The organism is Corynebacterium nasorum (assembly GCF_032821635.1).
Lineage (GTDB): Bacteria > Actinomycetota > Actinomycetes > Mycobacteriales > Mycobacteriaceae > Corynebacterium > Corynebacterium kefirresidentii.
The window spans coordinates 1-14,685 of the sequence record NZ_JAVBIE010000002.1; the positions used below are offsets into that span (position 1 = coordinate 1).

General features: G+C 54.9%; 12 protein-coding genes and 1 pseudogene. 10 read left to right on the forward strand and 3 right to left on the reverse strand.

The window, feature by feature from the left end:
- The 7 genes and pseudogenes from RAE07_RS01825 to RAE07_RS01855 all read left to right on the forward strand — a co-directional run.
- A pseudogene (locus tag RAE07_RS01825) lies at positions 1-746 on the forward strand (IS30-like element IS1513 family transposase); the annotation flags it as partial.
- A 36-nt stretch (positions 747-782) separates the two neighbouring features.
- Positions 783-1,424: an ABC transporter permease gene (locus RAE07_RS01830; RefSeq protein WP_239208495.1), complete on the forward strand. Its 642-nt coding sequence runs from the start codon at positions 783-785 to the stop codon at positions 1,422-1,424.
- Positions 1,421-2,623, forward strand: a complete 1,203-nt coding sequence (locus RAE07_RS01835) for an ABC transporter ATP-binding protein (RefSeq protein ID WP_317001212.1) — start codon at positions 1,421-1,423, stop codon at positions 2,621-2,623. The genes RAE07_RS01830 and RAE07_RS01835 overlap by 4 nt, the downstream gene beginning before the upstream one ends.
- A complete protein-coding gene (locus tag RAE07_RS01840) occupies positions 2,610-3,362 on the forward strand; it encodes an ABC transporter permease (RefSeq protein ID WP_200288104.1) in 753 nt (250 codons plus the stop codon). Before RAE07_RS01835 ends, RAE07_RS01840 begins: the two co-directional genes overlap by 14 nt.
- On the forward strand, positions 3,359-4,315 hold the full coding sequence (locus RAE07_RS01845; protein WP_200288106.1) for a glycine betaine ABC transporter substrate-binding protein: 957 nt from the start codon (positions 3,359-3,361) through the stop codon (positions 4,313-4,315). The genes RAE07_RS01840 and RAE07_RS01845 overlap by 4 nt, the downstream gene beginning before the upstream one ends.
- Before the next feature lie 161 nt (positions 4,316-4,476).
- Positions 4,477-5,796: an amino acid permease gene (locus RAE07_RS01850; protein WP_200288108.1), complete on the forward strand. Its 1,320-nt coding sequence runs from the start codon at positions 4,477-4,479 to the stop codon at positions 5,794-5,796.
- 57 nt (positions 5,797-5,853) lie between these two features.
- On the forward strand, positions 5,854-6,144 hold the full coding sequence (locus RAE07_RS01855; protein ID WP_234288124.1) for a YrhK family protein: 291 nt from the start codon (positions 5,854-5,856) through the stop codon (positions 6,142-6,144).
- Between the two features lie 260 nt (positions 6,145-6,404).
- On the opposite strand, the gene RAE07_RS01860 is transcribed toward RAE07_RS01855, so the two are convergent.
- The 3 genes from RAE07_RS01860 to RAE07_RS01870 form a co-directional block, all read right to left on the reverse strand.
- The gene (locus RAE07_RS01860; RefSeq protein WP_284835957.1) at positions 6,405-7,724 is read right to left on the reverse strand and encodes an MFS transporter; all 1,320 of its coding nucleotides are present in this window, start codon (positions 7,722-7,724) and stop codon (positions 6,405-6,407) included.
- Positions 7,725-8,122: 398 nt separating this feature from the next.
- The gene (locus RAE07_RS01865) at positions 8,123-9,397 is read right to left on the reverse strand and encodes a threonine/serine exporter family protein (RefSeq protein WP_284835983.1); all 1,275 of its coding nucleotides are present in this window, start codon (positions 9,395-9,397) and stop codon (positions 8,123-8,125) included.
- A 548-nt stretch (positions 9,398-9,945) separates the two neighbouring features.
- Entirely contained in the window at positions 9,946-11,163 is a 1,218-nt protein-coding gene (locus RAE07_RS01870) for an amidohydrolase (protein WP_200288114.1), read from the reverse strand.
- Between the two features lie 307 nt (positions 11,164-11,470).
- On the opposite strand from RAE07_RS01870, the gene RAE07_RS01875 reads away from it, so the two are divergent.
- From RAE07_RS01875 to RAE07_RS01885, 3 genes are all read left to right on the forward strand, one after another.
- The gene (locus tag RAE07_RS01875) at positions 11,471-12,403 is read left to right on the forward strand and encodes a carbohydrate ABC transporter permease (protein WP_200289061.1); all 933 of its coding nucleotides are present in this window, start codon (positions 11,471-11,473) and stop codon (positions 12,401-12,403) included.
- Between the two features lie 27 nt (positions 12,404-12,430).
- Positions 12,431-13,276 carry a carbohydrate ABC transporter permease gene (locus RAE07_RS01880; protein WP_200289062.1) on the forward strand — a complete coding sequence of 282 codons (846 nt, stop codon included), beginning with the start codon at positions 12,431-12,433 and terminating at the stop codon, positions 13,274-13,276.
- A gap of 80 nt (positions 13,277-13,356) precedes the next feature.
- A complete protein-coding gene (locus RAE07_RS01885; RefSeq protein WP_049359450.1) occupies positions 13,357-14,679 on the forward strand; it encodes an ABC transporter substrate-binding protein in 1,323 nt (440 codons plus the stop codon).
- The last annotated feature ends 6 nt before the right edge of the window (positions 14,680-14,685 follow it).

A 14,685-nucleotide genomic window follows, 5' to 3' on the forward strand; every position in this document is an offset into this window, starting at 1 on the left:
GCATTAGTGCATGGCTTGAGCATGCTTTCAGCGATGATGAAAGCATGCGTATTTCCCACGAAGCGATCTACAGTGCCTTATACATTCAAGGCAAAGGCAGCCTGCGAGCCGAGCTTGAAGAAGTCATGAAGACTAAAGACGTACTTATCCGCGGCGGCTCAACACGCAAGCGTCGTGCCCGAAACGCTGGCGTGTTAACCGGTCGCCCTTGGATCAAAGGTGCTGAGATCACCCACCGCAGCCCGGAAGCTGATGACAGGGCTATTCCCGGGCACTGGGAGGGCGACCTTGTTATTGGTAAAGGTGGCAAAAGCGCGCTGATTACCCTAGTAGAGCGCACCAGCCGTTACACCCTGCTTGGACACCTTCCCGATGAGCACAGTTCACACACCGTGGTCGCAACCCTGCAGGACATGGTCAAAGACCTCAACACCGAGCAGCTAAAGACCATCACATGGGACCAAGGCGCAGAAATGGCTGTCACAGCACAAGTCCAGATTAAAGACGGCTGCCAGGTGTTTTTCTGTGAACCGCACTCACCGTGGCAGAGACCAACCAACGAGAACACCAACGGCGAGATCAGGCGCAGGTTCTACAAAAAGGGCACCGACTTTGCCACCGTCACACCCGAACATGTCGCGTGGGTGCAAAATGAGCTCAACGAAACACCCCGACAAATCCTCGGCGGCGCAACCCCACGTGAAATACTTAACGAACTATTCAAGCGTGGCGCATCCACCGCTTGATTCCGCCCCCTCTCCTTCTTTCTTTAAGGTGATGAAATGACAGATTTTATTGCTGCGCGTTGGCAGGACATCCTCTTCCGCAGCTATCAGCACACCAGCTTGGTCATCCAATCCGTGGCCGTAGCACTAATAATCGCTCTCGTGATAGCTATTTTTGCGGCTCAACGCCCACGCGGAGCGGCCCTAGCCAATGCCCTATCCTCCATTGGCCTAACGCTTCCCTCACTCGCCCTTCTCGGCCTCGCCATTCCCCTCTTTGGAATCGGCACAGTGCCCTCCGTAGTTCTCGTAGTCTTTTATGCAGTTTTGCCAATTCTGCGCAATGCAATTGTCGGACTACATACGGTGGACCCCAGCATTATTGAATCTGCTCGCGGACAAGGCATGAGCAAAGCGGCGATTCTTTTTCGCATCCGCTTGCCACTGGCATGGCCCATCATCATGACTGGCATCCGAGTGGCAACCCAGATGTCTATGGGCGTGGCCGCCATCGCGGCCTATGCACTTGGACCAGGCCTCGGCGGCTATATCTATTCCGGCCTTAGCCAAATTGGCGGCACCAACGCGCTGAATTACACGCTAGTCGGCACACTCGGCGTCGTGGTAATCGCTCTCATCGTGGATGCAATTCTTGCCGGCATCCAGAAACTGACCACCCCGAAAGGCATTTCCGCATGACACAAAACAAGCAATCAAGTCCGGTTTCAGCTAGCGAGACCAGCGGTGCTGAAATCGTCTTTGACCACGTGACCAAGTCTTACCCAGGACAGAAATCACCTGCGGTAAAAGAGTTGTCTTTCCGCATCCCCGCCGGAGAGCTCGTGGCATTTGTGGGACCTTCCGGCTGTGGTAAGACCACTTCGCTTAAAATGATTAACCGCCTGGTCGAACCCACCAGCGGCGAAATCCGGATTAACGGTGAAGACGTAACCAAGAAGAATTCCACCCAGCTGCGCCGAGACATCGGATATGTTATTCAAGGCGGCGGCCTCATTCCCCACATGTCCGTCGCAGACAATATTGCACTCGTGCCAAAGCTCAAGAAATGGAATAACAACAAAATCTCACAGCGCACCGATGAGCTCTTGGACATGGTGGGCTTGGATCCCTCGATCTACCGGGACCGCTTCCCCCGAGAACTTTCGGGCGGACAACAGCAGCGTGTGGGTGTAGCGCGTGGTCTCGCGGCCGATCCCCCAGTGGTGCTTATGGATGAGCCTTTCGGCGCAGTGGACCCGATTACGCGCACGCACCTGCAGGATGAACTGGTAAACATCCAATCGGAGCTAAAGAAGACCGTTGTGTGCGTAACGCACGATATCGATGAGGCGATCAAGCTGGGCCACCGTATCCTCATTTTTGAACCCGGCGCGCAGATTAGCCAGTACGATACGCCGGAAAATATTCTGGCCGCACCAGCGAATGATTTTGTGGAAGACTTCATCGGTTCGGTCTCTGCCCTCAAGCAGCTAAATTTGCGGCGCGCGGATGAACTTGAGCTTTGGTCGCCACCCATAGGGCGCATCGGCGAGAAGACTGCAGACGTTCTCGAGCGTTTAGATACCGCCGGAGAAGGGACTGTCGTTATCCTGGACGAGCACGATCACCCGCGCGAATGGATCACCAAACGCCAGCTCAGCCGCTTTGAGTTCATTCCTGATCCGACTATAGAGTTGTCCTCTGTGGTGGAAGCTCGTTCTACGCTTAGCGACGCCATGTCGGCCATGCTTGCTTCCTCCCACGGCGGCGCCATGGTTACCCGCCGCGGAAAATTCCAAGGCGTGCTCCTTTATGACACGGTCAATGACTACATCCGTCAGATCAACTCCGATGCCCACTCTCCTCGCGGTGAAGGAGGTAGCAGTGGAAAAGCTTAAACGCCTCGGAGGAGAGAACCGGCTCCTCATTTTCGGTATTCCAGTTCTAGTCATCGCGGCAGTTGTCGGATGGCTCATTTGGCACGCCACCGCGGATCTTGATGAAATTGAGGCTCGCACCTTGGAGCTCAATTCCGTCGCGGCTTTGGCGTGGGAGCACCTCGTGCTCGTGCTTATTTCCGCACTCTTGGTTATCGCTGCCGCAATCCCCTTAGGGATTCTGCTCACGAGACAGTCCACGCAATTTCTTGCCCCCGTGGTCACGGGTATCGCCAATATTGGTCAGGCAGCTCCGGTCGTTGGCGTCATTGTACTCCTGGCCATTTGGCTCGGCTTCGGCACTCCGGTTGCCATCCTCGGGTTGTGGTTTTATGCCTTCTTGCCGGTGCTGGCCAATGTCATTGCGGGTTTAAGGGGCGTCGACAAGCAGCTCATTGAGGCAGCGCACGGGCTAAGCATGTCCCCCATGCAGGTTCTCGCCAAGGTAGAGCTTCCGCTTGCGCTGCCGGTCATCATGACCGGTGTCCGCACGTCTTTGGTGCTTCTCGTAGGCGCAGGTGCGTTTGCCACGTTTATCGATGCCGGTGGGCTTGGCGGACTCATCACCTCTGGAATCAACCTTTATCGCACGCCGATCCTTGTTTCGGGCGCGGTACTTATCGCAGCCTTAGCGCTCACCGTGGAATGGGTGGGCCGACTATTGGAACTCGCTTTTACGCCGAAGGGGATGATCAAATGAAACGCCTGATGGCAACACTCACCGCGGTAGGCACCCTTTTTCTGGCGGGCTGTGGCCTTGGTACTGCAGGTGGTTTGATTCCCCGCGGCGAACTGCAAGGCGATCTCGCCGGCATTGATCTGAGAGGCGAGACCATTTCCATCGGGTCAAAGAACTTCACCGAGCAGATCATTTTGGGAAAAATTGGAGCCATTTTGCTGCAGTCAGCGGGTGCCAACGTCAAGGATCTCACCAATATTCCGGGATCTACTTCGGCCCGCCAAGCCCTCCAAGTAGGCGATATGGACACGATGTTTGAGTACACCGGTACCGCATGGATTACCTATTTGGGCCATGATGATCCCGTTCCTGGTTCACGGGAACAATACGCAGCCGTGGAAAAGGCTGATAAGGAAAATGGCTTAACGTGGCTGCCGCCAGCGCCAATGAACAATACCTACGCCTTGGCTACAAGTGAGAAGACGCACCAAGAATCGGACGTAGAGACGCTCGCGGATATTAAGGAGCTTCCTCCCGAGCAGCAAACCTTCTGCACCGATGCCGAATTCCTCGCCCGCAATGATGGACTCCTTCCCATGCTCAAGAGTTATGGGGTGAAAGAGCCTCCACGCAGCCGCATTAAGGAAATGGATTCCGGCGCGGTCTATGCCGCCTTAGACAAGGGAGAATGCACCTTTGGCTCCGTTTTCGCCACCGATGGCCGCATTAAAGCCCTCCAACTGCAGGTGTTGACGGACCCTGATCTGTTCTTCCCTAAGTACAACCTTGCCCCGGTTATCCGCACCGAGGTTTTAGATGAACACCCAGAAATTAAAGAGCTCTTCGCTCCCCTGTCACAGCTGCTTACCGACGAAAAGATGCAGGAACTCAATGCCCGCGTCGACGTCGACGGTGAGGACTACACCACCGTGGCACTCGATTTTTTGAAGGAAGAAAACCTGATCGCGGACTAGCTGCCAAGCCTTAGCAAGATTCCCAAAGACCGTTGCACCACCCTCGGTGCGGCGGTCTTTAGCTTTTATTTAATCTAGATCACACATTTGCTTTCGTTTGCCAAAACCTTCATATAGATTGTTTATGTTAGCTCATTCACACGTACTGAAGGATAAATTCTATGTCTCACACGACTGCGAATGCGCCTGCTTCACCGGCTAGTTCACCCACTACCGGCGGCGCAGACACCCCAAGCGGCAGCCAGGTAGCTACCAATAAGGCCGTCAATAGCCAGTGGACCATCACGCTCTTCGGCACTGCCGTGGGCGCAGGTATCCTCTTCTTGCCGATTTCCGCCGGCAGTTTCGGCTTCGTCCCGCTACTGGTAGCCACCCTGCTCATCTTCCCGATGACCTACCTGGCCCACCGTGCTTTCTCCTGGATCATTAGCTATTCGCCGCTGCATGGCGAAGACGTCCTTGCAGTACTCACTCACTTCTTTGGCCGGGGCAACGGCATCATCCTCGCGATTATCTACTGGTTCACCATCTTCCCGGTGGTGCTCATTTACGGCGTATCTATTACCAATACAGTCGATAGTTTCATCGTCAACCAGCTAGGCGGGCCGGAAATTTCCCGCTACATCTTGGCACCGCTGTGCGTAGGTCTGATGACGCTGGCACTTGCCTTTGGCAATGCCATCATGTTGAAGATTGCTCAGTTCGTGGTTTACCCGCTCATCGTGGCGCTGGCAGCAGTATCGCTCTACCTCATTCCACAATGGGACCTCGGGTCCTTCATGGAGGCCGGCGATCACACCGCTGGCGGCGTTATCAAGGCCATTATCCTTATCCTTCCCGTCTTGGTGTTCTCCTTCTCCTTCGTTGCTGCGATCTCCCAATTCTCGCTGGGCATGGAAAAGGAATACGGCGCGGACCACCACGCACAATCCGATAAGGTTATCCGCAATTCCGCCATCTTGCTAACCGTCTTCACCATGTTCTTTGTCTGGTCCTGCGCGCTGGCCATGGGTGCAGACGGCATGCAGGAGGCAAATGACAAGAACCTGCCGGTACTTTCCTACTTCGCCAACGAGACCGGCACCCCATTTATGGCCTACATGGCACCCATCGTGGTTATTTGTGCAGTGGCTTCTTCCTATTTCGGCCATGCCCTTGGCACCATCGAGGGCACCCAGTACCTCTTCAACCTGGCCGCCCCGAAAGCCACAAAGAAGATGTCTGCCCGCACGCTCGACCTATGGACCTACCTCTTCATCTTCATCGCCACGTCACTGGTAGGAATTTTCAACCCCTCCATCCTGGACATGATTTCTGTCGTGGGCGGCGTCTTCTTCGCCTTCATGACCTACCTGCTTCCCATCTGGGTCATTTACCGAGTGGACGCCCTAGCCCGCTTCCGCGGCAAAAAGACCAACTATTTCGTGGCGGTCATGGGCTTTATCGTGCTCTTTGCCACTATCTGGGGAATGTTCCAATAATCCCACAAAAACGTGGTTCGACAAGCACTTTTCCTGTCTGGCAAGGTGGGAGGCATCATGTCAGAACAGGAAAAGGACCCCGACCTAAAAATCAAGCTCGGGCAGAATAACGAAATCAAAATTAAAAACAAATACGAGACGTTTTCCATCGCCAATGATATCGCCATCTCCGTGGTGTTTATCCTCGGCTCGGTGCTAACGCTTGCCGGCTTGTCGATGGTCGCTACCGTCTTCTACCTCCTGGGCAGCCTCGGCATGGCAGCCCGCCCGGCCATCCGCTTAAAGCGCCGCACACACCTGCAACGCATTGGCGCGGATGCAAATACTGCCGAAAGTTATGACTACTAAGTCACAAATGGGCTAGCAGTAAACTTTCAGCAACTAGCAGGGACCTATCAGGCACAATCCATTGTGGTAGCAGCCCCGTGCCCCATACTTTAATCATGCGTTTGAGAGAGCGCATACGAGAGAGATAGAGAGAACCCCTCAGTTTCCAGAGGGCGGCTTAGGCCGATACATGGAAACACCTTGTAGAGAGAGACGCCTGCGGCCCTCGGTTCCTTCCGGTTCCGAGGGCCGCAGGCGTTTTATCCTGTTATAGCGAAACGCTACTGGTGCAGCTTATTCTTTTTCGACGCGAATAGCACCGCGGTTCCAGTCACCAGCGCCGCAGCCACCAAATAAAAAGCAGGGGCAAGCTGCAGTCCTGTGACATCAATAAGCCAGGTGGCAATCATCGGAGCGGTACCGCCAAAGACAGCATTGGCCGTATTAAATGTCAGCGCGAAGCCGGATAGACGCACGTGCGTGGGGAACTGCTCGGAAAGGAAGGAGGGCAGGACGCCGTCGTTAAGCGCCAGCACGCCACCCAAGCAAACCTGAATGATAATGACGAGGAGGATTCCGGCGCCGTTGAGAAGCATAAAGGCTGGAATGATAGTCACGCCCATAAAAGCTGCCGCGCACAGCATGGTTGTGCGGCGGCCCAGGCGGTCCGAAAGCATGCCGGTGAGCAAGGCAAAGCCCACATAAAATGCGGAGGCAACAGAGGACGCTATAAACGCCGGGGTTGCGGCCATACCCAACTCTTCTGAGAGGTAGGTGGGCAGGTAGGTCAAGATGACGTAGAAACCAATGGCGTTGAGCACCGCACCAGCAAAAGCAATGGCTAAGGACTTGGGGTATTTGAGCACCTCACGCAGTGGGGATTCTTCCGGTTCATCCTGATCCTCAAAGTGGGAGGACTCCTCCGTATGACGGCGAATCCACAGGCCATACATGCCCAAAGGCAGCGCAATCAAGAAAGGCACACGCCAGCCCCAGGAATCCAAGGCAGCATCGTCGAGCACGCCCGTCAGCAACGCCGCAATGAGCGAGCCCAGCAACAAGCCGGAAGCCGTAGCGGACGGTACCACCGCGGAATATATGCCGCGCTTGCCGGCCGGAGCGATCTCGGCCAAGTGCGTGGCCGCGCCTGCATACTCACCGGCTGCCGAAAAGCCCTGCACCATGCGGCACAGCAGCAGCAAAAGGGACGCGGCGAAGCCGATGGTGGCATAGCCAGGAAGGAAACCGATGCACGCGGTAGCCAGGGACATCATCACAATGGAGACCGTTAGGGTCTGGATGCGTCCGTGTTTATCACCGAAGTGACCCCATACGATGCCACCCAAAGGCCGCACCAAGAATGACAGCGCAAAGAGCGCAAACGTCATAATCAGGGCACGGCGGCCTTCCATCTCCGGGAAAAAGACTCGGGAGATAATCGCGGACATATAGATATAGGCTGCGTAATCGAACCACTCAATGAAGGTGCCTATAAACGCTGCCTTTATGGCCGAGCGATGCTGGCGTTTTGTTTCTTCTGTATCTTCCACCTGTGCCGGCACGGCATCATTGGCTGGGGGTTGGGAAGTGAGAGGAGACATGCTCCTCACCTCAATTCTGTAGCTATACAAGCAGTTGAAAACGGCGCAGGCCCGGTGCGCGCATGCCCTCAACCCTACAGAAACAACTTATGGTGTACGTCACTTTTATGCGCCAATATTGCACTCCCCCACAATTGTTACGCTTGTCAGTGCCTTATCCATCCCCTCCCAGCCATTAACAGCCACCCAACAGCCGAGCCTCATGGACACTACAGCACAGTGCCCCATACTGAGATCGTGCGTTTGAGAGAGCGCATACGAGAGAGATAGAGAGAACCCCCTGCAGTTTCCACAGGGCGGCACATGCCGATATATGGAAACAGTGAGAGAGACGCCTGTGGCCCCCAGTTCCGAAAGGAAGTGGGGCCACAGGCGTTTTCCCAGCTAAAACCCTAACTTCATGCTGTAGAGGGCTTCTGCGGAATCTTTTTATCAAAATCAATAAGTCGGCCCAATGCCCAATCCTTATCAGTTAGCAGGCGAGAAAACACCAATCCGGCACCAATGGAGCCAACCACCATCATTCCTGTCGCAACGTTTGCCAAAGCTTGATCCATTTGACCGTCATTCAAATAAAACACTGCTCGGAACATTGTCACCCCCGGAATCATGATTACTGCAGCCGGAACGGTCGTTGTAATACGAGGAAGGCGCGCCTTTTTAGAAGCGACCGCACCTAGCAGCCCAATCAATAGTCCTCCCACGAATGCCGCAAAGAAAATAGTTGTACCTGCGTGAATGAGGATCAAACGGAGCTCGTTTGCCACCGTTCCGACACACGCTGCGACCAAAACCATGCGGCGGGAAGAGTTGAATAGAAAGGCAAAGCCAGCAATTCCCAGAAAACTTGCGACCGGCGCCAACAAAAACCACTTCATATCCTGTGCAGGGGCGGGTGGATCAGGGGTAAGTTGTGTCAACCAGCTAACCATCGAGACAGTGAAAGTCGCTGTAAATATAACAGTGAAGGCGTACCCTAACCTGACTATTCCTGCATCCAAATCAAAACGCGCAATGTCGATCAAAGCAGAGAAAAGAGGAAACCCGGGGATCAAGAATAAAACCGCTGCTACCACGCCCGAGGACAATTCACTCGGATCCACTGAGCCTATCGCACCAAAAAATTCCGTTAAAAGGAAGAAAACGATACTTGCCGTTGCCCCGCCAGCAATTACTCCCCCGATTTGATGGACGTGCCGGTGGAGAACCGTGTACCGCACAAACTGGCCTGCAAACGCCGCTAGAGCCACCAACCCCACCGCTTCTAGCGGGAAAAAGTTAAGATACGCAAACGCCGCGCACGCGATCGCGGCGGCAAAAGAAAGAACTAAACCGCTCCAGCGTTTTTTGACTCCAAACTCAATAACATCCAGCTTTGCCGCCAATTCTTGGGCAGTAATCCCCGCATAGAGCCGATTATGGGTCAGGTCTTCTAAGGCTTCTATCCGCGAAGCATCAACCGCAGGAGAATGTTGCCGGGCAATCACTGTCCTGAAATATTCCCCGCGGTGGAACGTACAAGTAATCTGCGTCAAACCCACTGTGGCATCTAAGTGGTCAAACCCCAAAGCACGCGCACTGCGTTTCATCCCCCTTAAAACACGGTAACCAGAAGTGCCGGCACCCATTAGGAGCATTCCCACCCGCAAGACAACATCCGCTTCCACGCCCATTTGCCGGTGCAATTCTGGATCAAATTGTTGCGACACATCTCCTCCTCTGACACGGTTTTAGCGCCTATTTAAAGGCTTCTCGACCCCAACCGAAGCCCGAGAACACACTTTTAGTTTTACCTAGAATCCTACGCAGAACCGCACCCCTATGAATAGTTCTTCATCGGCCTAGAGGTCGCCGCCCTTTACACCGTGGGCAGGTTTGCGCGTCTATTAGCCGATTTCCACCCCATTACCACAATACTCACAGGTAAAACGCAGGCCTGTAGCAGGCTAGAAAGTTATCTTAAGTTCATGCGTTTGAGAGAACGCAAGAGAGATAGAGAGAACCAGTTCCAGCGCCCTGCGGCCCCAAGTGAGGCCCGGGCGTTGGAGCTGTTTTAGGGGTCTGCCGGTTAAATGCACTAAGAAACGGTGGACGCAGGAAAACCTTGCATAGAGAAAACTCACCAGACCTGGCGGCTATGAACTACTCCCCCACAGCCCGGATGCCAGCAGCAATGGCCACACACCTTTTAAAAGCCGTGCGGCCATGTACAGTTTCCCGCTTAGTCGTTGCCCAGATAGCTCAATGCAGCGGCAGCAAGTGCTTCGGTGCCAGTGCGCAATGTGGGTTGGAGCAGTGGGGCGAAGTGCGGGCTGTGGTTGGGAACATCTTTTCCTTCTTCGCGGCCGGAAAATACCCAGAAGCAATAGGGAACCCCAAAGGCACGCGCAATGGTGGAGAAATCCTCACTGGCTGTGAGGGGTTCTGCGGTAAGAACGCGGTCGGCGCCGAAGTAGGATGTGAAGGCTTTCTGGAGCCGCGCCGTGGTCTCGTCATCATTGCTGGTAAGCGGGTAGGCATCGTGATAGTTAAATTCAGCAGGCTGAGGGCTACCGGCAGCCTGGCACTCAGCGTTGACGATGCGCTCGATGGCGCCGGAGATTTTATCGCGTACTTGCTCGCTATAGGCACGCACGTTGATCTTCAGGTTAGCCTCAAAAGGAATGATATTTGCCTTCGAACCGGCATTGATAGCACCCACGGTCAACACGCCAAACTCGGAAGGGCTTAGTTCGCGGGAAATGACTGTCTGAAGGCGCGTCACAATGGAGCTGGCCAGCACCACTGGATCGACGCTGAGGTGTGGCATGGAACCGTGCGAGCCTTGGCCATAAACCTTGACATCCAGACTTACCGCGGTGGACATAAAGGGTCCTGCGGCAAGAGCAACGGTGCCAGCAGGAAATTGGCTAGCAAAAACATGTTGGCCTAGGACAACATCGGGAGTTGCTACCTTATCTACCAGACCGTCATCCACCATGGACTGGGCACCGGCAGCGATTTCCTCGCCCGGTTGGAAAATTAGTTGCAGGGTGCCGGACCACTGGTCGGTGGCCTGCGCCATGAGCGCACCCATGCCCAGCAGGCTGGCCACGTGCGAATCGTGACCGCAGGCGTGCATGACGGAAATGGGGTTTCCATCCGAGTCAAGGGCGGTATCGGTGGAGGCATAATCCAGGCCAGTGTCCTCCTTGACTGGTAGGCCATCAAAATCCGCGCGCAGCAAGACAGTTGGCCCGGCACCATTTTCTAAGATGCCAACCACGCCACCGCCTACATCCACTTGTTCAAACCCGAGGTCAGCAAGCTTGCCCTTGATGATGCCAAGCGTGCGCTCCTCCTGCATTGATAACTCCGGGTGCTGATGCAGGTCCTTATAAAGTGGCTCCTGCCAAACTTTGACGGAGTCATAGTTGCTGCAGACAGTGCGGACAGACATTGCTTCCTCCTTGTGGAATCGCGGTGGAATATGGGTGCCAGTGTAGAAGGGCGGGAGAAAGGTGGGCGTCGGCAAGCAAGGCATTTTTGTAATGCCAGCCATAGTTTTATGGCAAAGAGACAGGCGCCATGGCACTCTGAGCTGGAGTTTTCAGAAAGTTCGATGACGTATCCACCTTTAACCCATCGGACATTTATAATTCACCGATTATTTGTTTTCCATGTATCTGGGCTTCACCCATCCGCCCTAGATTGACCGAGTGACCTTTCAGGAAGACTCTCTCAGTGGCGGCAACTCAGGCACTACCATCGCCCGTCCCGCCCACACGGAAAACCCCAGTGATTCTGCGGCGCTGCTACGCAAAGCAGCGCGCAATCGCCACAAGGAATGGCTGCTGGCCGCAGCGCTTTTAGCGCCGAACCTGATCCTGCTGGCTGTATTTACTTACCGGCCGCTGCTAGATAATATCCGGCTATCCTTTTTCAATTGGAATATTTCCAGCCCTACCTCCACCTTTGTAGGCTTGGACAATTATGTGGAGTGGTTTAGCCGCGAGGATACGAAGACCATCGTGCTCAACACTGTGGTATTTACATTCTTTGCGGTCATTGGCTCAATGGTCATTGGTCTAGCGCTGGCATTACTGCTCAACCAGAACATTAAGGGCCGCAACTTTGCACGCTCGGTGGTCTTCGCGCCCTATGCCATCTCTGGCGCGGCCATTGGTATCGCCTTCCAATTCGTCTTTGACCCGAACTTTGGCCTCATCCAGGACATGCTGGGCTGGTTCGGCATCGACTCCCCGAATTTCTATGCCGTGCCAGGCTGGGCGATGTTTATGGTGACGTTCACCTTCGTGTGGAAAAACTTGGGCTATACCTTCGTCATCTACTTGGCAGCACTACAGGGCCTAGACAAGGAACTGGATGAAGCCGCCGCTATCGACGGCACCGGACGCTGGCGCAAATTCTGGCGTGTGACCATGCCGCAGCTGCGCAATACGACCTTCTTCCTTTCCATCACGGTGCTTCTTAACTCCGTGCAGGTCTTCGACATCATCAACGTCATGACCCGTGGCGGCCCACAGGGCAATGGCACGCAGACGTTGGTCTTCCAGATTTATAACGAGACCTTCGTCAACTTCCGCGCCGGCTACGGTGCGACTGCCGCCACCATCTTGTTCCTGATCCTGCTCATCATCACCCTGATCCAGGTACGCATCATGGATAAGCGAGGTTAACCCACTATGGCTACTTCAACCCTTCACATGGTCACGGATGAATCCCCCACCACCCGTCGCGCCAAGCTCGTAGGCGGCTATTTGGGCATCCTCGCGGTACTGCTCCTTATTGGTCTCCCGCTCTTTTGGATCCTCATGACCTCTTTCAAGGCCAAGGGCGATATTTATACAGATCCGATCAACTGGCTGCCGCCGGTATGGGAGACTGAGAATTACTCCGATGCCACCACTCGCGTGCCTTTCTGGACCTACCTGCGCAACTCGGTAGTAATTACCGCGGTGCTGTCCATCATCAAGATTGTGCTTGGTGTCATCTCTGCCTATGCGCTGGCCATCCTGCGCTTCCCAGGCCGCCATCTGGTGTTCTTGTTGGTCATTTCCTCACTCATGGTGCCCAGCGAAATCACCGTCATTTCTAACTACGCCTTGGTCAATTCCTTGGGCTGGCGCAATACCTTCGTGGGCATCATCGTGCCGCTGGCCGGCGTGGCTTTCGGCACCTTCCTCATGCGCAACCACTTTTTATCCCTGCCCTATGAGCTGGTGGAAGCCGCCCGTATGGACGGCGCCGGCCCCATCCGCCTGCTTACCAAGGTGCTCCTGCCGGTCTCTTGGCCAACGCTGACCGCGTTTTCCGTCATCACCATGGTCAATGAATGGAATACCTACCTGTGGCCATTCCTCATGGCCGATACTGAGGACGTTGCCCCACTGCAGGTGGGTCTGACCATGCTGCAAAACAACGATGGCGTGACCAACTGGGGTCCGGTTATGGCCGCCACCATCCTCACCATCATCCCGATGGTGATCATCTTCCTAGCCTTGCAAAAGTACATGATTCAAGGCCTGACCACTGGCGCCGTCAAGGGATAGAAGGACTTCTACCCCACCCACGCTCGCCGTTTCCACATACTTTATTTCCCCCCTTAACCAGGATTTTTCAGGAGAACTACATGCTACGCCGCACATTCCTCGCCCTTGCTACCACAGCCGCATCTGCCACCACTCTCGCCGCTTGCGCCGGCACCTCTTCTACTAACCCACAAGGCGGTAAAGACAAAGGCGGCGATGGTGAAGTCACCGAACTGACCTGGTGGTCCAACCACCCGGGCACGTCTAAGGACATTGAGAAGGAAATCATCTCCCGCTTTGAAAAGGAGAATCCTGATATCAAGGTCAACCTCGTTGATGCCGGCAAGAACTACGAAGAGGCTGCACAGAAATTCAACGCCGCGCTCACCGGCCAAGATCTACCGGACATCGTGGTGCTTTCCGACGTCTGGTGGTACAACTTTGCCATCAACGGCCAGATCGCCAACGTGGATGACCTGGCGAAAGAAGCCGGCATCGACCTGTCTACCTATGTGCAGCCACTCTACGAGGATTACAACTACGACGGCGGCCACTTTGCGCTTCCTTTCGCTCGTTCCACGCCGTTGTTCTACTACAACAAGGACGCGTGGAAGAAGGCCGGTCTGCCAGACCGCGGTCCGAAATCCTGGGATGAGATGGACGAGTGGTCCAAGAAGCTCGCCGCGGCCGATTCCAAGATGAAGCCATTTGGCTGGGGCGATGCCGTGGACTACCTGGGCTGGATCTTCCAAGGCCCACTGTGGTCCAAGGGCGGTGCCTACTCCGATGAGTGGGACTTGAAGTTCACCGATGACAAGACCATCAAGGCCGTCGAGTGGCTCAAAGACATCACCGATGAAAAGAAGGGCTACTCCTACGTGGGCAATGACATGGCCATGGAGTTCGGCACCGGCCGCGCAGCCGCGACTGTGCTGTCCACCGGTGACCTGGCAGGCCTGACCGATACCGCTAAATTCGAGCTCGGTACTGCATTCCTGCCTAACCCTACTGGCGATGGCGCCTGCCCTACCGGTGGTGCTGGCCTTGCCATCCCAGCTGGCATCAGCAAGAACCGCCAGTTGGCTGCAATTAAGCTCATCGACTTCATCACCAATGAGGAAAACACCTGCTACTGGTCCCAGAACGTGGGCTATATGCCGGTGCGCTCCACCGCGGTAGACAACAAGGACCAGAAGAAGTTCATGGAAGAAAACCCGAACTTCGAAACCGCCATCAAGCAACTTCCGGAGACTCGCCCGCAGGATAATGCCCGTGTCTTCCTGCCCGGCGCGGACCAGGAGATTGGTGGTGCTTTCGAAAAGATTGTCACCAACCGCGATGACGTCACCAAGGTGCTTACAGACCTGCAAAAGACCCTGCAGTCCATTTATGACAACCAGGTCAAGACCGTCATCAATAAGTAGGCTCCC